The organism is Parasphingopyxis sp. CP4, assembly GCF_013378055.1.
Taxonomy (GTDB): domain Bacteria; phylum Pseudomonadota; class Alphaproteobacteria; order Sphingomonadales; family Sphingomonadaceae; genus Parasphingopyxis.
Map to the genome: position 1 here is coordinate 2,466,579 of NZ_CP051130.1, position 18,485 is coordinate 2,485,063.

At 59.4% G+C, this 18,485-nt stretch carries 20 protein-coding genes; 8 read left to right on the forward strand and 12 right to left on the reverse strand.

Annotated features, from left to right (window positions below; all coding sequences use genetic code 11):
• Positions 1-9 precede the first annotated feature (9 nt).
• The 4 genes from HFP51_RS12140 to HFP51_RS12155 all read right to left on the reverse strand — a co-directional run bounded on the left by HFP51_RS12140 (position 10) and on the right by HFP51_RS12155 (position 3,691).
• A complete protein-coding gene (locus tag HFP51_RS12140) occupies positions 10-447 on the reverse strand; it encodes a hypothetical protein (RefSeq protein ID WP_176875986.1) in 438 nt (145 codons plus the stop codon).
• A gap of 8 nt (positions 448-455) precedes the next feature.
• Complete coding sequence (locus HFP51_RS12145; RefSeq protein WP_176875987.1) at positions 456-710, reverse strand: hypothetical protein; 255 nt, start codon at positions 708-710, stop codon at positions 456-458.
• Between the two features lie 47 nt (positions 711-757).
• Positions 758-2,671 carry a ribonucleoside-diphosphate reductase subunit alpha gene (locus HFP51_RS12150; protein ID WP_176875988.1) on the reverse strand — a complete coding sequence of 638 codons (1,914 nt, stop codon included), beginning with the start codon at positions 2,669-2,671 and terminating at the stop codon, positions 758-760.
• Positions 2,672-3,106: 435 nt separating this feature from the next.
• Positions 3,107-3,691, reverse strand: coding sequence for an SOS response-associated peptidase family protein (locus HFP51_RS12155; RefSeq protein ID WP_176875989.1), 585 nt, complete (start codon positions 3,689-3,691; stop codon positions 3,107-3,109).
• Positions 3,692-3,859: 168 nt separating this feature from the next.
• Between HFP51_RS12155 and HFP51_RS12160 the strand changes: the two genes are divergently transcribed.
• Genes HFP51_RS12160 through HFP51_RS12170 form a run of 3 tightly spaced genes read left to right on the forward strand, consistent with a single transcriptional unit; the run spans position 3,860 to position 5,824 of the window.
• A complete protein-coding gene (locus HFP51_RS12160) occupies positions 3,860-5,011 on the forward strand; it encodes a nitroreductase family protein (RefSeq protein WP_176875990.1) in 1,152 nt (383 codons plus the stop codon).
• Positions 5,011-5,487, forward strand: coding sequence for a MarR family winged helix-turn-helix transcriptional regulator (locus HFP51_RS12165; protein ID WP_176875991.1), 477 nt, complete (start codon positions 5,011-5,013; stop codon positions 5,485-5,487). The genes HFP51_RS12160 and HFP51_RS12165 overlap by 1 nt, the downstream gene beginning before the upstream one ends.
• Positions 5,488-5,521: 34 nt before the next feature.
• The gene (locus tag HFP51_RS12170; protein WP_176875992.1) at positions 5,522-5,824 is read left to right on the forward strand and encodes a hypothetical protein; all 303 of its coding nucleotides are present in this window, start codon (positions 5,522-5,524) and stop codon (positions 5,822-5,824) included.
• Between the two features lie 142 nt (positions 5,825-5,966).
• Here the strand turns inward: HFP51_RS12170 and HFP51_RS12175 are convergent, their stop codons facing one another.
• From HFP51_RS12175 to HFP51_RS12210, 8 genes are all read right to left on the reverse strand, one after another.
• Complete coding sequence (locus HFP51_RS12175; protein ID WP_176875993.1) at positions 5,967-7,649, reverse strand: NAD(P)/FAD-dependent oxidoreductase; 1,683 nt, start codon at positions 7,647-7,649, stop codon at positions 5,967-5,969.
• A 78-nt stretch (positions 7,650-7,727) separates the two neighbouring features.
• Positions 7,728-8,069 (reverse strand): TraR/DksA C4-type zinc finger protein, encoded by a 342-nt coding sequence (locus HFP51_RS12180; RefSeq protein WP_176875994.1) that lies wholly within the window; start codon positions 8,067-8,069, stop codon positions 7,728-7,730.
• A 38-nt stretch (positions 8,070-8,107) separates the two neighbouring features.
• Complete coding sequence (locus HFP51_RS12185; RefSeq protein WP_176875995.1) at positions 8,108-8,488, reverse strand: VOC family protein; 381 nt, start codon at positions 8,486-8,488, stop codon at positions 8,108-8,110.
• Between the two features lie 28 nt (positions 8,489-8,516).
• Positions 8,517-9,515, reverse strand: a complete 999-nt coding sequence (locus tag HFP51_RS12190) for a toll/interleukin-1 receptor domain-containing protein (protein WP_176875996.1) — start codon at positions 9,513-9,515, stop codon at positions 8,517-8,519.
• A 16-nt stretch (positions 9,516-9,531) separates the two neighbouring features.
• Positions 9,532-10,659, reverse strand: coding sequence for a TIR domain-containing protein (locus tag HFP51_RS12195; protein ID WP_176875997.1), 1,128 nt, complete (start codon positions 10,657-10,659; stop codon positions 9,532-9,534).
• Positions 10,660-10,738: 79 nt separating this feature from the next.
• Positions 10,739-11,302: a DUF3617 domain-containing protein gene (locus tag HFP51_RS12200; RefSeq protein ID WP_176875998.1), complete on the reverse strand. Its 564-nt coding sequence runs from the start codon at positions 11,300-11,302 to the stop codon at positions 10,739-10,741.
• Positions 11,303-11,449: 147 nt separating this feature from the next.
• On the reverse strand, positions 11,450-11,944 hold the full coding sequence (locus HFP51_RS12205) for a DUF3617 domain-containing protein (RefSeq protein ID WP_176875999.1): 495 nt from the start codon (positions 11,942-11,944) through the stop codon (positions 11,450-11,452).
• A gap of 90 nt (positions 11,945-12,034) precedes the next feature.
• Positions 12,035-12,532: a DUF3617 family protein gene (locus HFP51_RS12210; RefSeq protein ID WP_176876000.1), complete on the reverse strand. Its 498-nt coding sequence runs from the start codon at positions 12,530-12,532 to the stop codon at positions 12,035-12,037.
• Between the two features lie 157 nt (positions 12,533-12,689).
• Between HFP51_RS12210 and uvrB the strand changes: the two genes are divergently transcribed.
• The 5 genes from uvrB to HFP51_RS12235 all read left to right on the forward strand — a co-directional run bounded on the left by uvrB (position 12,690) and on the right by HFP51_RS12235 (position 18,450).
• Complete coding sequence (uvrB, locus tag HFP51_RS12215; RefSeq protein ID WP_176876001.1) at positions 12,690-14,870, forward strand: excinuclease ABC subunit UvrB; 2,181 nt, start codon at positions 12,690-12,692, stop codon at positions 14,868-14,870.
• Positions 14,871-14,949: 79 nt separating this feature from the next.
• Positions 14,950-15,633: a 2OG-Fe(II) oxygenase gene (locus HFP51_RS12220; RefSeq protein ID WP_176876002.1), complete on the forward strand. Its 684-nt coding sequence runs from the start codon at positions 14,950-14,952 to the stop codon at positions 15,631-15,633.
• A 107-nt stretch (positions 15,634-15,740) separates the two neighbouring features.
• Positions 15,741-17,201 carry an amidohydrolase family protein gene (locus tag HFP51_RS12225; RefSeq protein WP_176876003.1) on the forward strand — a complete coding sequence of 487 codons (1,461 nt, stop codon included), beginning with the start codon at positions 15,741-15,743 and terminating at the stop codon, positions 17,199-17,201.
• 71 nt (positions 17,202-17,272) lie between these two features.
• The gene (locus HFP51_RS12230) at positions 17,273-17,935 is read left to right on the forward strand and encodes a hypothetical protein (protein WP_176876004.1); all 663 of its coding nucleotides are present in this window, start codon (positions 17,273-17,275) and stop codon (positions 17,933-17,935) included.
• Entirely contained in the window at positions 17,932-18,450 is a 519-nt protein-coding gene (locus HFP51_RS12235) for a hypothetical protein (protein WP_176876005.1), read from the forward strand. Before HFP51_RS12230 ends, HFP51_RS12235 begins: the two co-directional genes overlap by 4 nt.
• Positions 18,451-18,485: the final 35 nt, after the last annotated feature.

The window sequence follows — 18,485 nt, forward strand, 5'->3', positions numbered from 1 at the left end:
TCTACTTTCCTATGATGCGGGTTGGATTTGCGATGCCGCAACTGCTGCGTTCGCTGTTCGTGCGTTGAGATAGGCGTTCACCAAGAAATAGCCGCCAAGGAATATCGCGATCAACGCGATCCGGCTTGTGATTTTGCTGACGGGCCTCAGTTTGCGGATCAATTCCTCGGTCTCAGAATCGAGCTGCTGAGATTCGAGATACGAATGGGCCGCCCGTTGGATTGTGAAGTTTTGATAGAATGCGACCATATTCATGGCGGCGAAGCCAGAATATGCGGCGCGGATTACAATTCCGTCCATCACGCCGTCTGTATAATTATCGACGACCAGCAATACGCCAAGGCCAACGCAGAACAGGTTGAACAACTTCATTGTGTGAAACCGGGCGCTGGTCAGCACGCCGATTATCTCCGCAATGCTCCCATATTCTAACTGACGTTCTGCCATGGCCGCCTCTATCGCTTCGCGCTTCGCGCGCCGACGCCGAGAAATACGATGCCGACGAAATAGCCAAAGTCATACCAGCCGCCATTATTGGGTACCGCGTAGATCGCGACCTCTTCGACGAAGAGCGAGACGACCCAGGCGACCGGGAAGATAAAGCCGTGCCACACGCCGAGCCAAAAGCCCGGTGCGGTGTCCGCTACGCCGCCGCCGATCTGCTGCGCCGCGCAGGCGGTGAGCAGCAGGGGCAGCAGGATGAGCGGCATCAGCGCCGCGCGGGAGCGGACGGAGTGGGGGTATTCGGTGCGCGCCCTCACTGGCACGCCAGGCACTCGTCATAATCGGTGGTTTCTGCCGTCGCGAGTTCCACCTTGGCGGGGTCGAGCGTATTATCCGCGTCCACACCGCCGGCAAAGCCCGCGCGCTGCACGGATTTCGAGCGGAGATAATAGAGCGACTTGATGCCGAGCTCCCAGGCACGGAAGTGGAGCATCAACAGATCCCATTTCTCGACATCGGCGGGGATGAAGAGGTTGAGGCTCTGGGCCTGGTCTACGTACGGCGCGCGATCGGCGGCGAGCTCAAGCAGCCAGCGCTGATCAATCTCGAAGCTGGTCTTGAAGCTGTCTTTTTCTTCCGCGCTCAGGAAATCGAGATGCTGGACGCTGCCGCCCTGTTCGAGGATCGAATTCCAGACATTGGCGCTGTCCTTCGATTTTTCCTGGAGCAGTTTTTCCAGATACGGATTCTTCACGACAAAGCTGCCCGAGAGCGTCTTGTGCGTATAGATGTTGGCCGGGATCGGTTCGATGCAGGCGCTGGTGCCACCGCAAATGATGCTGATCGACGCGGTCGGCGCGATCGCCATCTTGCAGCTGAACCGTTCCATCACGCCCTGGTCCGCTGCATCGGGGCAGGGGCCACGCTCATTGGCGAGCATCATCGAAGCTTCGGACGCCTTGGTCTGGATATGTTTGAAGATTTTGAGGTTCCAGCTTTTCGCCAGCGCGCTTTCAAAGCCCAGTCCGCGGGCCTGGAGGAAGCTGTGATAGCCCATCACGCCAAGCCCGACCGAGCGTTCCTGCTCGGCGCTATATTTGGCGCGCGCCATCTCGTCCGGTGCGCGATCGATATAATCCTGCAGCACATTATCGAGCATGCGCATGACATCCTCGATGAACATCGGTTCCTCGCTCCACTCGTCCCACATTTCGAGGTTGAGCGATGACAGGCAGCAGACCGCCGTGCGATCCTTGCCATGCTGGTCAACGCCGGTCGGCAGGGTGATTTCGGAGCACAGGTTGGAGGTTGAAACCTTGAGGCCCACATCGCGCTGATGCTTGGGCATCATCCGGTTCACCGTGTCGTTGAAGACGATATAGGGCTCGCCAGTGGCAAGCCGGGTTTCGACCAGCTTCTGGAACAGCGAGCGCGCATCAACGGTCGCGCGGACTTCGCCGGTCTTGGGCGATTTGAGATCGAACTCGGAACCATCGCGCACCGCTTCCATGAACTCATCGGTGACCAGCACGCCATGGTGCAGGTTCAGCGCCTTGCGATTGAAGTCGCCAGAGGGTTTGCGGATTTCGAGAAACTCTTCGATCTCGGGATGCGAGATATCGAGATAGCAGGCGGCCGATCCGCGGCGCAGCGAACCTTGCGAGATTGCGAGCGTCAGCGAATCCATGACGCGGACAAAGGGGATGATCCCGCTGGTCTTGCCATTCAGGCCAACCGGTTCGCCGATGCCGCGCACGCTGCCCCAATAGGTGCCGATGCCGCCGCCGCGAGAGGCGAGCCAGACATTTTCGTTCCAGGTGCCGACAATGCCTTCCAGGCTGTCCGACACGGAATTGAGATAGCAGCTGATCGGTAGGCCACGGCCTGTACCGCCATTGGAAAGCACAGGCGTTGCCGGCATGAACCAGAGGCGGGAGATATAGTCATAGAGCCGCTGCGCATGTTCCGCATCATCGGCATAGGCCGAGGCGACGCGCGCAAACAGGTCCTGATAGCTTTCGTCGGGAAGCAGGTAGCGATCTTTCAGCGTTTCCTTGCCGAACTCGGTTAACAGCGCGTCGCGCGATTCATCCTGCACGATCGGATGCATCTGCGGGCGGACCGACTTGCTCGTCAGCTCCTCTTCCGCTTTTTCATCCGTTTTCGGTGTATCCATCGCGTCCATCACATCTTCCACGGTGACTTCGCCGTTATTCGCCAGATCCATCAGCCTAATACCCCTTTTTACACCATTCCTATATAGGAATGTTCCTACTTCGTTCGAGTCGGAAATTTCAGTCCTACACCCCTTTTGCAGCCTTGCGGGAACTGATTTGATCTTGTCCCCGATATCCACATGGGCGCGGTCAGAGAGGCGCAGATTCCAGTGTCGCCAATGGCGATTTAGACACTAGTTGTAGCGTGGCCCCCCGGCCGACCCACTATACATAGTGTATTAACCACGACTCACGCACAAGGGGGGTCAGACCAAAAGCGTGACTCAATTCGTCTTATGTACGATTCGCTTCGTCGCTCGCGTAACAGTGCGAACAGGCCGCGACGCATGGACCGAACTGGCCTTGCGAGATTGCAAGAGAACAGGACAAGAACGCAAAAATTTTAATGGCCTGTCTCACGAAGGCCAGAAATTACTTGAACCGGATCAGTCGACGATCTGCATCAGCTGTGATGGAAATGGTTCCTGGAATGCCTCGGCCGGTTCTCCCGACAGCCATCGATCATGATCTTCGGGCAACAAGATCACCGGCATCGCCTTGGGGTGAATCGGTTTGACCAACGGATTGGGCTCGCAGGTGAGAAAGGCAAAGGCCTGGCCTTCATCGGTCTCGCGCCAGATTCCGGCAAAGGCCGAGACCGGCTCATCGCTGACCGAGAACCAGACCTCCTCGCGTCCGGCATTGGGCTTGGGTTCGGCAAATTGGGTGAAGGGAACGACGCAGCGATTCTCCGCATTGGTCAACATTGATCGCCAGAAGGGACTTTTCAGATTGCGCACATTAGTGATTCGTTTGGTCACCGTCGTGCCCGGCCGCTTGCCCTTCATTTTGAGCGGCACGCCCCATTGCAAGACGACCAGTTTTTTCTCGCCCTCTTCGATTCGCCCGACAATGCCCTTGCGCCGTGGCCAGACATCTTCATCCGGTGCCTCGTCGAAATGGCTGACATATTCTTTCCAGCTTTCGATCTGCGCAATCGCGTCTGGCTGGTTGCGATAATGATTGCACATCTGTGCTGCCCCCCCCGATTTGGCCCGTCGACAGTCAGGCCGCGCCATAGTCTCGCAACCATAGCGACAGACATCAAGCTGGCATCAAGCTGGCATCAAGCCGGGCATAGTCTTGACAAAATACATAGACACCTATCTTATAGCCATATATCTAAATGGAGATTCGCCATGCCATCCCGTCGCCAAGTCCTAGTTACCGGTGCCGCCAGTGCCGTCATTATTGGGGGCGGCCTGTTCGCTTATGATATTTTTTCGCCAAGCATGGCCGAAGCGATCGAGCCCTGGAATGCCGCGGCAGAAGGCTTTGGCGATACCCGGCTCGATATCCTGGCCTATGCGATCCTTGCCCCGAACCCGCATAACAAACAGCCCTGGATGATCGAGCTTATCGATGACGATGCGATGCGCATTACTGCAGACCTCTCCCGCATGCTGCCGGAAACCGATCCGCCGTGCCGCCAGATCATAATCGGCTTTGGCGCGTTTCTTGAGCAGCTCCGCATGGCGGCTGCCGAAAAAGGCTATCGGGCGGAGATCATGCCCTTTCCCGAGGGCGAGCCACAGCCGGTTCTTGATGCGCGTCCGATCGCCGATGTCCGGCTGATCGCCGAACCCGGCATTGCCAAGGATCCGCTCTTTGAGTTGGCGCTCGAGCGACGCACCAATCGCGAGCATTATGACCCAAGTCCGGTCGAGGACCGTCAGTTCAGCCTGATGCGGGATACGCTACCCGAAGGCGTGGCGATGGGCTGGGCCAATGAACCCGGTGCGGTCGATGCGCTCAAGCAAATCGCAACCGATGCCTGGATGATCGAATATGAAACCCCGCGCACTTTGCAGGAGAGCATCGATGTCATGCGCATCGGAGCGGCTGAGGCGACGGCCAATCCCGATGGCATAATCATGGATGGCCCGATGATGGAGGCGGCCAGCAATCTGGGTATCGTCACGCGGGAGAAACTGGCCGATCCGAACAGCTATGCCTTTTCCGAAGGCATCAGCATGTACACCGCGCTCATCGACGCGAGCCCGTCGATGGTCTGGCTGACGACGCCCGATAACAGCCGCACGACCCAGCTGACGACCGGTGCGGCTTGGCTTCGCATTCAGCTCGCTGCTACACGCGCTGGGCTGGCGATGCAGCCGTTGAGCCAGGTGTTGCAGGAGTTTCCCGAAATGGCCGAGCAATATGCCCGCATCCATGATCATCTGGGTATCGAGGCACCATCCCGTGTTCAGGGATTATTCCGTATCGGTGTCGCGCCCGCCATACCGCCTTCGCCGCGCTGGCCGCTGACCAGCCGGATCGTCGACGCTTGATGGCGAAACGCACGTCACCCAAAGGGCCCGGCATCGAAGGCGATCCGATCGGCAATTCGGTGATGACCGAAATCGGCATCATCGCGCAGCTATCGAGCACGCTGTTCGAAAGCGTGATGCCTGCCGGGATGACCCAGGCCCAATATAGTGTGCTCAATCATCTGTTGCGGATGGACGCCGAGCGGACGATCGGCGAACTCGCCAGTTCTTTCCAGGTGCGCCAGCCGACCATGTCCTCCACGGTCCGCAAGCTCGAAGACAAGGGGCTTGTTGAACTCAAACATGATCCCGGTGACCGTCGGATCCGCCGCGTCGCGATTACCAAAGCTGGCCGGGCGATGCGACAGGCCGGCCTTGATGCGCTCGGCCCGCTCTATGGCGAACTCATGACACAGATGACGAAAAAGGAGCTGAAGGCGATCCTGCCCACGCTCACCAAATTGCGCATCATCCTCGATGAACGGCGCCCGGAATAAGCCCAACCCTATAGCTCGCTAAGCCCTATGGCTGTTGCATAGACCGGCTTTGCTCTATGATCGCTTCATGATCTGGGCCGTATTCGCCATGGGCATCGCCAATTTCTTCTTCCATCGCAGCGTGATGGAGGGGCGCGGGCCTGTGTTCGCTGAAATTGCGCAAACGCTTCGCCGGTTCGGTGGCGGCTGGGGCAGCTATGCCGTTGAGTTCGTGATACTGGTCGGCGCGCTCTGGTTTGCCCGGGCCGGCCAATCGATGATCCTCTTCTTCTACGGCGCGTACACGGCGCTCAACATCGGCTCATACATGATGCTCAGCCGCATGAACCGGGACTGACGGGCGGGCTTGCACAATCTTCATCGTCACCCTGAACTTGTTTCAGGGTCCACCGCGCCACAGGCACAGCCGGTGCAAATTGATGGGTGGATGCTGAAACAAGTTCAGCATGACGATCTCATGTTAGCTTAGCCGATTTAGATTAAGCCGCTTCACGTTCGGCGATCAGCGGTAGCAGCCGCTCATCGACCTCCATGAACTCCATCGGATCGACCTTGGCATTGGATGGCACGCCGTTGAGCGCAAAGCCGGCATAGCCCTGTTCGATGACCGCATCGCAGATCTTCCTATATTCCGGAACGCCGCCAAGATAGGCCATGAAGATGCGCGGTTTGCCGGGGATATTGTCGCCCAGATACCAGCTTTTCGCATAGGGATAGACGGTCATGCTGGCGATCATATTGGTATGCTCGACCCATTCGGTTTCGGCCTGCTGGATCGGTTCGATCACGCCATCGCCAACCGCGCCGATGCAATCGGCGATCCAGTCGACATGCTGTTCGATCGATACCATCATGTTGGAAATGACCGACGGGCTTTGCGGCCCCGTCACCAGGAACAGGTTGGGATAATCGGTGCTCATCAATCCGAGATAGGTGAGCGGGCCGGCCGCCCATTTCTCGCTCAGCTTCGCACCGCCGCGACCGCGAATATCGATCTTGGCGAGCGTCCCGGTCATCGCGTCAAAGCCGGTGGCAAAGACGATCGCGTCAAATTCATATTCCTGATCGCTGGTCTGCACGCCCTTGGCAGTGATCCGTTCAATCGGTGTCGCATTGATATCGACCAGTGAGACATGATCTTTGTTGAAGGTCTCATAATAATCGATGTCGACGCACATCCGTTTGGCCCCGGCCGGATAATCGCGCGGGCACAGCAGCTCGGCTGTTTCCGGATCGTCGACGCGTTCGCGGATCTTGTCGCGGATAAACTCGGCCGCAATGTCATTGGTCTTCAGGCTGATCCCCATATCGGGATAGCTCGCCATGAAGGTCAGCCCGCCGCGCGCCCAGCGCTTCTCCAGTTCGGCGCGCACGTCCTCCTTGGGAAGTTCGATGGCGAGATCGTCATGCTCGGTCGAGGAGCCGACAAAGCCAGCGGCCTGGTCTCGCGCCTCTTCGCGGATCGCTGGATATTCGGATTTGATCGTTGCCGCATAGTCGGGATCGAGCGGATGGTTATGGGCAGGAATTGCGTAATTGGGAGTTCGCTGGAACACGGTCAGCGCATCGGCTTCGCGCGCGATGATCGGGATGGACTGGATCGCGCTCGATCCGGTGCCGATCACGCCAACCCGCTTGCCGCTAAAGTCGACCCCTTCATGCGGCCACAGCCCGGTGAGATAGGTTTCGCCTTCAAAATCCGCCTCGCCTTCGAATTCGGGCTTGTTCGGGGAGGAGAGGCAACCGGTCGCCATTACGACATGCCGGGCCTGGACCGTCTCGCCGCTATCGATCGTGACGTGCCAGAGATTGGCCTCCTCGTCGAAATGGGCAGCGGTCACGCGGGTGGAGAAACGGATATCGTCGCGCAGTTCGAACCGATCGGCGACATGATTGGCATAGTCGAGAATTTCGGGCTGGGGCGAATAGCGTTCGGACCATTCCCAGTCCTGCTCCAATTCCTCAGACCAGCTATAGCTATATTCCATGCTCTCAATATCGCAGCGCGCGCCCGGATAGCGGTTCCAATACCAGGTGCCACCTACGCCATCGCCGGCTTCAAAGATCGTCGCCTTGAGCCCCATCTTGCGCAGCTTGTGCAGCATATACAGGCCTGAAAACCCGGCCCCGACAATCGCCACATCGATCCGGCTATCACTCATTCATCCGCTCCTATGATCGTCTTTTATGCATCATGATACAGGCGGACAGGCGAGTCGAGATGCTTGTCCGCCTGTGCGTCACGATGCGCAGGAAATGCATTGGGTGGCCATCGGATCGATATCGAGCCGCTGCTCGGCGATCAGCTCCCCACAGGTGAGGCACCAGCCGAATTCGCCCTCTTCGATCCGTTTGAGCGCGGCATCGATCCGGGCAATGTCGGACTGGCGCCGGCGGGCTTCGGCATCGGCCATCGCTTGCTGTTGCATCGCGTCCATGCGCGAAAGGCGCCCGACGCTCTGCTGATCGAGCTCAACCGGTTTGCGCCACTCGGCCGCGCCTTCATCCTCGCCGCTCAGCTGCGCGCGCAATGCCAGCAGCTGCGCGCTCCATTTCTCCGCATTTTGATCATGTTCAGCCATTGCGCGATAGTTCACCCTGGCCCGGCCAAGATCAAGCGTTAGCCGACCTTGAAGGCGCAGAGCTTGTTGCCGTCAGGATCGCGGAAATACGCAGCGTAGAATCCCATTTCTTCCGGCTCCCGAATGCCCGGCGCGCCTTCATCGGGCGCGCCCAGTTCAAGCGCCTTGGCGTGGAGTGCATCCACCTCGTCCCGGCTTTCTGCTTCGAGCGCGACCATCATGCCATTGCCAACAGAGGCCGGCTCGCCATTGAACGGCGGCGTCACGCACAGCATCGGCGCGCCCATTTCCTTGCCATAGCCGGTAAAGCCCTCTTCCAGCTGCATCAGCCGCTTAGCGCCAATCGTTTCGAGCAGCGCATCATAAAAACTGCGTGATTTTTCCAGGTCGTTCGTACCAACGGTTGTATAGCCAATCATCGTGCATGCCTTTCCTTGCAGCTCCGGGTCAGCAGTTCTTCCCCGAATAGAAATAGTTGAATTCAACTTCATACAGGCTTTGCCGGTCCTGCCTATCCCGTATCGTGACCGTGCCGTTCGCTGATATCTTGGTGGAGCGTTGTGGCGCGATATCAAGCGCGAAAGTTACCGAGCCGCCGTCAAGACTGGCCGGTCGGCAGACAAATTCTGCCCGCATTTTTGAATCCTCTGTCGCGGACAGGCTTTCCATTGAACAATTTTGTTGGCCGTCGAGGTCAAAAAACGAGACGCCGGGCAGATCGGCTTCCGCTGCGCCGATGCACCCAGTTGCCGATTCGAGATTGAGGCTCGAGAATAACGTCTCCGCAGTCTCCGTCTCGCCGGTTGCGATGGATTCATGCGCGATCAATTGCCGGGCCCAGCTTCCTGGCAGGAGCGTAAACTCGGGTTCCGATTCGGCACTCATTATGAACCAGCCGATTCCCGCAGCGGCGATGGCGGCCAGTGCTGCACCACCGATCCAAAGGGTCCGTTTGCGGGAAATCGGATGATTATGTGATCGGACCGTCCCGCTGCTTGCTGCTACCGCGGCAGATCCCTCGCTCGCCGACAATTTGATCGTTTCAACCAGCCGATTGATTGTGTCGTCCCGGCGGTCGATCCAATCGATCCACTGATAGCCGCTCAACCAATAGGCCAAGCCCTCCGCATCGATATCCTCCAACCTGATCGGATAGATGAGTTTTTTGTTATCGACCGCGAGGGTGAGCTCCCTTCGCACATGTTCGGACTGATCCGATCTCGCGCAGAACAGCAGGACGATCATATCACATCGGCGCACCTGATCGACGATCGCCTTGTCAAAAATCGTGCCGGGCTCGATATCGTCAGGCGCCATCCATCCTGTAATGCCATTGCGTTCAAGGATGGTTTTCAGGTGACGTGCGGTTTGCTCTTGTGAGCTGTGATGGCTGATAAAGGCGACCGGCTGGGCGACGTCTTTAGTATCCGGCGCCGGATCGCTCACCGTTTCTGTCCGGTCGTTACTCGCATGGCCCGAGATAGCGCCCGACCTGGTTCGCGACGAAGCGGAACTCTTCGCCGGCCTGGGACACGAATGCATATTCCGCCTCGGCGACAATCGCATCCTCATCATATTCGCCGCGCATCCACACGGTGAGATTGACGCCATCGAGCTCGGGCGGCTGGCATTCCAGCTGCACCCGGAAATCGCCGCCATCCATTGAGAGATTGCTCATCGCGCAATTATTGGTGCGATCGGGATCGAAAAAGTCATTGCCTGGTGAGCGCGCCTCGGCCTCGGTGATGCAATGGGTGGTGGCTTCGCTTTCAAAATCGGCGATAAAGGCGTCGGCTTCGTCCTGCGGCACATTGACCTGGTTAAGGACGCGATCGACCTCATAGGTGGTTTCCCACTGGCCGGGCTGGACCTTGAACTCGGATTCGCCGCCCAGGCTATTGACGATCAGGCCCAGCAGGATCGCGCCGAATATGGCGATGCCGCCGATTGCGTACCAGCCCTTGCCTTGCATCGGGATGCCGAGCAGGCGCTTGGGCGCGTCTCCATCATCTCCATCGCCACCGGCACTGCTCATCAGCCCGACAGGTGTGGCCGGCACAGGATCTTGGGCTGGTTCCGGCGCCGCTTCCGGTGTCGTTTCCGCAACGGCCTCGGGCGCAGCTGGTTCAACTGGTGTTTCTTCGACTGGCGGCGGTGCAATCTGCGCGACCTGGCGTTTGATCGTTTCGATCATGCGTTGAATGGTCGCGTCGCGCCGGTCGATCCAGTCGATCCATTGATAATCGTTGAGCCAATAGGCAAGGCCCTTGGCGTCGATATCTTCGAGCCGCACCGGATAGATGAGTTTCTTGTTATTCTCCGCCATCATCAGCTCGCGCTTCACATGGCGCGATTGGTCAGACTTGGAACAGAAGAGGAGGACGATCAGGTCTGAGCGTTCGACTTGCTCGATGATCGCCTGGTCGAAAGCGACCCCCGGATCGATATCGTCCGGCGCCATCCATCCGGTCACGCCATTGCGTTCAAGCACAGTTTTCAGGTGGCGCGCGGTTTTTTCCTGCGAGCTATGATGGCTGATAAAGGCGATCGGCTGGCGTGCGCCCCCCGATGCATCATTCTCCTGCGCCATCCCGTCCCCCAGTCATCGCACAAACATCAAAGCTGCGCGCCATCCTATCGATGGCGCGCAGCAGTATCAATGGAGCCGCTTAGCCGTCCGCGTCTTCTGCACAATCGGGGCCAAGGAAACGGCCGCTGACTTCGCCCGCCATGGTCATCGGACCCATCGGCCCGGAATCCATCGTCATGTTCATGGTCATGTCATAGCTGGTCGGCGTGTAGCTGCCTTCCATGCGCATCGTCATCGCGCCCGGCATGCCTTCCGACTGGCAGGTGCCGGCAATCAGGATCGTGCCGCCGGACATGTCGAATTCGCTATAGCTGCAATCATCATCCTCACCGAACATGCTGGCTTCCGGTGCGGCGGCCTCTTCCGGCGTAATGCACGATGTGTTGGTCTGGGCCTGTCCCATCTGTTCCTGCATCATGCCGCGCATTTCGTCGGGCATGTCTGGCATGTCGAACTGGGTCAGCTGCACGGTGGCTTCCCACTGACCGGGCGTAATGTTCGCGGTAGCCCCTTCCATCTCGGCGGCGGCTTCTTCGCCGCTGATTTCGCCATCACCGTCGGTATCAGCATCGCCGGATGAACAGGACACTGCAAGCGCGAGAGGCGCTGCCAGCATAATCGTCTTAAAGGCCGTCTTTTTCATACTGTTTCTCCCCAGATTCAAATCTCTCGTTCCCGCTGTAGGCGGGCCGCATCTTGGCATCAATCCCGTCTCGGGACTGTAAAATGCAAAAACGCCGCCATGTCCTATCGGGCATGACGGCGTTTCAACCATGGATTGACGTTGCGCCTAGCCTTCGGCTTCGACTTCGCAATCACCTGTGCGCTCGGCGGTCATGGTACCCGACATGCTCATCGCCATCGGACCACCTTCGACATTCACCGATAGATCAGCCGCCATCGTAGTTGGCGTATAGGTGCCGGAAATCGCCATCGTTGCGCTGCCTTCGCCATTCGGCGCCTGGCAGCTGCCCGATACGTCGATCACACCATCTGCAACCGTCGAATTGGTAAATTCGCAATCTTCGCTCGCATCTTCCGGTGCAAACAGATTGGCGCCCGGATTGGCCGCTTCTTCATCGGAAATGCAGCGGGTGCTGGTGTCGGTCTGCTCGTCCATCTGCGCGCGCATCTGTTCGACCATTTCTTCCGGCATGCCAGGAACGTCGATTTCCGTCATCTGAGTGGTCATGGTCCACTCACCGGCCTGCAGCTCATCGCTTGCACCGCCTGAACATGCGCCCAGCAGCGCGAGCGGCGCCGCCGCGATCAAAAACTTCTTCATGCGAAATTACCCCCTAGGGTTTGAGAATGGAAAAAGAGCGAACCCTCTGACGCGAACACTGGCCGAGCGCGCCTGAAGACGCAAGCATGTTTAGCCGCTGCATTCGCCGGAACGTTCGCCCGAAACCACGGCAGCAAAGGAAAATTCTTCGCCGCCATCGCGGATTGTAGCGGTCATGACAGCTTCCATGCTGGCCGCTTCATAGGTGCCGCTGATCGTGATGGTGCCACCATCATTGGCGCCCTCGCCGCAGGTTCCGGCCATTTCAATCGTGCCATTTTCAGCGCTCGATTCCGTGAAATTGCACTCGCTGTTCACTTCGCGAGGAATGAAGAGCGCGGCATCCGGTGCAGCCGCCTGCTCTTCGCTGATGCACACGGGGTCCATCGCCAATTCGCGATCCAGTTCCGTCGCGATCTCGGTCCGGATCTCTTCGGTGACATTTTCGCCCGTCACTTCATTCACGTAAAAGGCCATCTGCCACTCGCCGGCCTCCAGACCGGCTGCTTCTGGTTCCGTTACGTCTTCGCCGCCCGAACATCCCATGAGCGCGAGCGCCGGTAGCGCTGCAAAAGCCAATTTCCGCATGATTTTCCCCCAATAGTCTCAGTTCATCGAATCGTGCGACCGGTTGGGAAGCTGCCGTCTATCCGGCAGCAAGGCAAGGGCGAGCCTTGTCAGCAGCGTGGCAGGGCACCCGGCACGGGCCGTTGCGAAACGTTGGCCGGACCGCCATATCCTCCCCATGGCAATCGCAATCCGAACCGGCCTTGAAGAGCCCGAAACCGATGGGGGATTTGTCCCGCATCGTCCCGATCGGCCGGACAAGGCCGAAGGCGGGAAGCCGTTTGAACTGGTTTCCGATTATGAACCGTCCGGCGATCAGCCAACCGCGATAGCCGAGCTCGTCGAAACCGCCGAAGCCGGCGAGAAGGATCAGGTGCTTTTGGGGGTAACAGGATCGGGCAAGACCTTCACCATGGCCAAAGTGATCGAAGCCCTGCAGCGCCCCGGCCTGGTGCTCGCGCCCAACAAGATCCTCGCTGCCCAGCTCTATGGCGAGTTCAAGCAATTCTTCCCGAACAATGCGGTCGAATATTTCGTCAGCTATTATGACTATTACCAGCCCGAGGCCTATGTCCCGCGGTCTGACACCTATATCGAGAAAGAAAGCTCGGTAAATGAAGCGATCGACCGGATGCGCCATTCGGCCACGCGATCGCTGCTCGAGCGCGACGACGTGCTGATCGTCGCCTCGGTGTCTTGCCTCTATGGTATCGGTTCGGTTGAAACCTATGCGGCGATGACCTTCGATCTTAAGAAGAACCAGGTCGTCGATCAGCGCGATATCATCCGTAAACTCGTCTCGCTTCAGTATAAGCGCAATGATGCGGCCTTTGCGCGCGGCAATTTTCGCGTGCGCGGCGACAATCTCGAAGTCTTTCCCAGCCATTATGAAGATATGGCCTGGCGGATCAGCATGTTTGGTGACGAGATTGAGGAGATCGCCGAATTCGATCCGCTGACCGGCAAGAAAGGCACCAAGCTCGATCGCGTGCGCGTCTTTGCCAATTCGCATTATGTCACGCCGGGTCCGACCATGAAGCAGGCGATGGGCGCGATCCGGCGCGAGCTCGAAGTGCGGCTGAAAGAGCTGCAGGATGCGGGCATGCTGCTCGAAGCGCAGCGGCTGGAACAGCGCACCAATTTCGATCTGGAGATGATCGCCGCGACCGGCAGCTGCGCGGGCATCGAAAATTACTCCCGCTTCCTGACCGGCCGACTGCCCGGCGAACCGCCACCGACATTGTTTGAATATCTACCTGATAATGCGCTGCTTTTCGTCGATGAAAGCCATCAGACGATCCCGCAGGTCGGCGCCATGGCGCGCGGTGACCATCGCCGCAAATTGACGCTTGCCGAATATGGGTTCCGCCTGCCGAGCTGCATCGACAACCGTCCGTTGCGCTTCAACGAATGGGATGCGATGCGGCCGCAGACTGTCTGTGTCAGCGCGACGCCCGGGCCATGGGAAATGGAACAGACCGGCGGCGTGTTTAGCGAGCAGGTGATCCGGCCGACGGGTCTCATCGATCCGCCCGTGTTTATCCGCCCGGTCGAAGAACAGGTGGATGATTGCATCAATGAATGCCGGGAAACGGCGAAGAAGGGCTATCGCACATTGGTGACCACGCTCACCAAGCGGATGGCCGAAGACCTGACCGAGTTCATGCATGAGGCGGGTCTGCGCGTGCGCTACATGCATAGCGATGTCGAAACGCTGGAGCGGATTGAGCTGATCCGGGATCTGCGGCTGGGCGTCTATGATGTTCTCGTCGGGATCAACCTGCTGCGCGAAGGCCTAGACATCCCCGAATGCGGATTGGTCTGCATTCTCGACGCGGACAAGGAAGGCTTCCTGCGCTCCGAAACCTCATTGGTGCAGACGATCGGCCGGGCCGCGCGCAATGTCGAAGGCCGCGTGATCCTCTATGGCGATCGGATAACCGGATCGATGGAGCGGGCGATTGCCGAAACCGATCGCCGTCGCGAAAAGCAGAGGGAGTATAACGCGCTCCACGGCATTACGCCGACAACGATCAAGCGCGACATTGCCGATATCGTCGCCCATGCCGCGAGCAAGGATCAGGTGACGGTCGATACCGGCGATGAAGAGGTCAACAATCTCGTCGGCCATAATCTGCGCGCTTATATTGAGGATCTCGAAAAACGGATGCGCGCGGCGGCGGGCGATCTTGAGTTTGAGGAAGCCGGGCGGTTGCGCGACGAGATCCGGCGATTGGAAGCCGAAGAGCTGGGCCTGCCAGCCGACGAGCAGGTCGCCCAACCCAAGGGCCGCGCCACCGAAGGCCGGCCGGGCACCCGCAAGATGCGCTACGGCAAGACCCAGCGGAAGATGCGCTAGGGGTTGCCGCGAGCGCGCCGTCTGATTTGGCAGCATTTTTCGGGAGGCGCGCGTGCCACCAAGCTGCTACAGCCATGGCATGTCATTCGATACGCACGATTTTTTCGATCTCGACAATTACGGCGCGGTGCGGTTGCCCGGCCTGCTGAGCGCCGCGCAATGCCGCGATATCATCGCCTGTTGGGAAAGCCCTGAACGGTTCCGCAGCGAGGTTGTGATGGAACATAAGGGCTATGGCAGCGGCACCTATCGCTATTTCGATTATCCGCTGCCGGACCCGGTCGCCCGGCTGCGCACATCGCTCTATCCGTCACTCGCGACAATCGCCAATCGCTGGGCGGAGCAACTGGGCGGCGATGCATCCTTTCCCGCAGACCATCAAAGCTATCTCGATCAGTGCCATGCTGCGGGCCAGACCAAGGCCACGCCCCTGATCCTGCGCTATGGAGAAGGCGATTGGAACGCGCTCCACCAGGATATTTATGGCGACTGCGTCTTTCCGCTGCAGCTCGCCATCCTGCTGTCCGAGCCCGAAAAGGATTTCACCGGCGGCGAGTTCGTCCTGTCCGAGCAGCGTCCTCGCATGCAGTCCCGCCCGGAAGTCGTGCAACTCGCCCAGGGCGATGGCGTCGTCTTCGCCACGCGCGAACGCCCCGCTCCCTCCAAACGCGGATATCGCCGCGTCCAGATGCGCCACGGCGTCAGCCGCATCCGCAGCGGAAACCGCTGGACCTTGGGCATCATCTTCCACGACGCGGGGTGACGGGCGCCGCCTGACGGTCCCCCGACCCACTATTTGATCCATGTCATTTCGGGATCGCCCTCCCGCGCGCTACAGTCTTCCCTGTAACCTGCACAGGAGAGTCGCGCATGGCCCGTTCACCAGATCTCGATCCTGAGGGCACACGATTGCCGATCAAATTTGATGGGACCTCAAACGGCGAATTTTTTCCGCGCCCACCCACCGTCAACCAGCATTATGCCAACCGGCTTGCCCATGAAGCGGCGAGTGATCATGCCAAGAAACTCGGCATGGGGCGCCGGGCGTTTCTGGTGTCTTCGATGGGGGCGGCGACGACGCTTGCGGCGTGTAACCGCGCCAATCCGAACTCCGGCGGAGTCTACAGCGTCACCGAAGAAGCCGGGTTTGAGCCTGCTGCAGCCGATGCCGCAGTCGGCGGCGATGAGTTCATTCTCGATGTGCAAACCCATTGCGTCGATCCCTCCGCCGCCTGGGCCACCGGGCGCGATGGCGAGATTTGGGAAGCCGCGCTCTCCCGCGCGTTCGGCCAGTCCACGCAATGCACCGACGGCAGCTATGATTGCTATTCCGCCCAGACATTGGCGCGCGAAGTCTATCTCGACAGCGACACGGACGTCGCGGTCGTCTCGGCGCTCTGGGGAACGGCCGAGAGCAATCCCACGCCGATCAGCTATGCCGCCGAAGCGCGCGGTATCATCGAACAGATTGGCGGCGAAGGCGCACGCTGCCTGATCCATGGTGGTGTGCTGCCCAATGATCCCGGCGAGCTTGAAGCGATGGACGAAAAAGCCGAGGTGCATGGCGTGGATGCGTGGAAAATGTATCCGCAATGGGGCCCTGATGCAGCTGGCTTCTTCCTCGACGAAAGCGATTATGCGGACCGGGTGTTCGACAATGCCCGGCGGCTCGGCAAGACGGTAATCGCGGTCCATAAGGGCGTGACGCTCTATGGTCTCGATCCGCTCTATTCGAGTCCGCGCGATATGGGGAATGCGGCGGTCGACAATCCGGACATCACTTTCCTCGTCTATCATTCGGGCTTCCAACCCGGCGTGACCGAAGCGGAATATGATACCAATGGCGGCGGCGTCGATCGGCTCGTGAAGGCGCATCGCGATGCGGGACTGCGACCGAATGAGGGCAATCTCTACGCCGAAATGGGCTCGCTCTGGCGTTATTTCATGGGCCGGCCGGACGAGGCCGCCCATGTGATGGGCAAGCTGCTCCAGACTTTTGGCGAGGAACGGATCGTCTGGGGTACAGACTCGATCTGGTATGGCAGCCCGCAGGACCAGATCCAGGCCTTCCGCGCCTTTGAGATCAGCGCGGAATATCAGGAACGCTTTGGCTATCCGGCGCTGACGCCCGAAGCAAAGCGCAAGATTTTCGGCCTCAATGGCGCAGCGGTCTATGGCATCGATCCGGCTGAAATTGCGACCCATCAGGCGCTGCCCGAACGGCGCGCGGAATATCGGGCCGAAGCCAATCCGAGCTTTGCCACCTATGGTCCGAAAACGCGGCGCGAATTTATGGCCAACTGGACTGCGCATGGCGGTCGCCCGGGATAGGCGTCGGGATCGCTTGATATCGGGCGATTTCCTCCCCATTGATAGAGAAACCTATTCCTTGGGAGAATCCCGTGCGACCGATCCTCTATATTGTCCTGCCTGCCCTGGCCTTGAGTGCCTGTGCACGCACCGAAACGCCCGAAGAAGCGCGCGCCGCGGCGCAAGCGGCCCAGGCGGAATATGCGCGTCTCGCCGCCGAAGCGCGGGCCGGCAGCGAAGTAGAGGAAGTGCTCTCCGGCACCTCTCCGGGCCAGATCGATACCAGCGGATCGGGTGATCTCACGCCGGGCAGCTGGAGCGTTGCGACGATCGATGATGAGCGTGTCGCACAATTTGGCGAAGAAGGTGAAAACCCGACCATCACCATCGCCTGCGAACTGGGAGGCGGCATCGATATCCGCTTGATCGGCATGCCGCCCCAGGGTGGATCGGGCACGGTGTACATCAATACGCCCGAAGGCGGCTCGACCTTTACCGCATCGGAAGCTGTGGGCGATGTGCCGGCGGCATATATCTCCATTCCCGCGGCAGATCCCTTTATCGGCCGATTGATTGGCGGCAACGGCCCTTATTCGATCCGGCTGGGCGGCGATCAACGCGTGGCCTTCCCGGCCGATGATGTGCTGACCAGTGTTGTCAGCGCCTGTGACCGCCGCGATGCATCCGATGAGATTGCCGATCTGGAAGCAACCATCTCGACCGAAGCGATAACCGAAGAAAGCCCCGTTGAATGAGCCGCTTCGGTTTCAATGGACTGACGGGGGCGGTGGCAACGCTGATCGCGCTAGGCGCCTGTTCGGCTGCGCCGACGCCTGCACCCGCCCAGGCCGATGCCCAGGCCGAGAGCGATGTCGATTGGCGCGACGTGCCGCTGGCCTCGGGAACCTGGATCTATCGCGAGGATGATCGTGGCTCGCTCGCGCTCTATGGGGAGCCGGATAGCGATGCAGTTTTCCTCGTGCGCTGTAACATGGCCGATCGGCGGATCTATTTCTCGCTCGCAGGAGCGATGACCAGCGGCTCGGGCACCATGGCGTTTCAAGCGACCCATGGCGAACGCAGCTATGCGGCCCGCAATGGCTCAGGCGCGTCGCCCTATATTGTTGCGGCCACCGATGCGACGGACGATTATCTCGACATGATCGCGTTCAGCCGCGGCCGGATTGCGATTACGGTGAGCGGGCAATCCCTGGTCGCGGTGCCGAACTGGCCTGAGATGACGCGCATCTTCGAGGATTGCCGCGCCTGAGTGTGAATTTTGAACCACGCGGTTCCGCATAACTG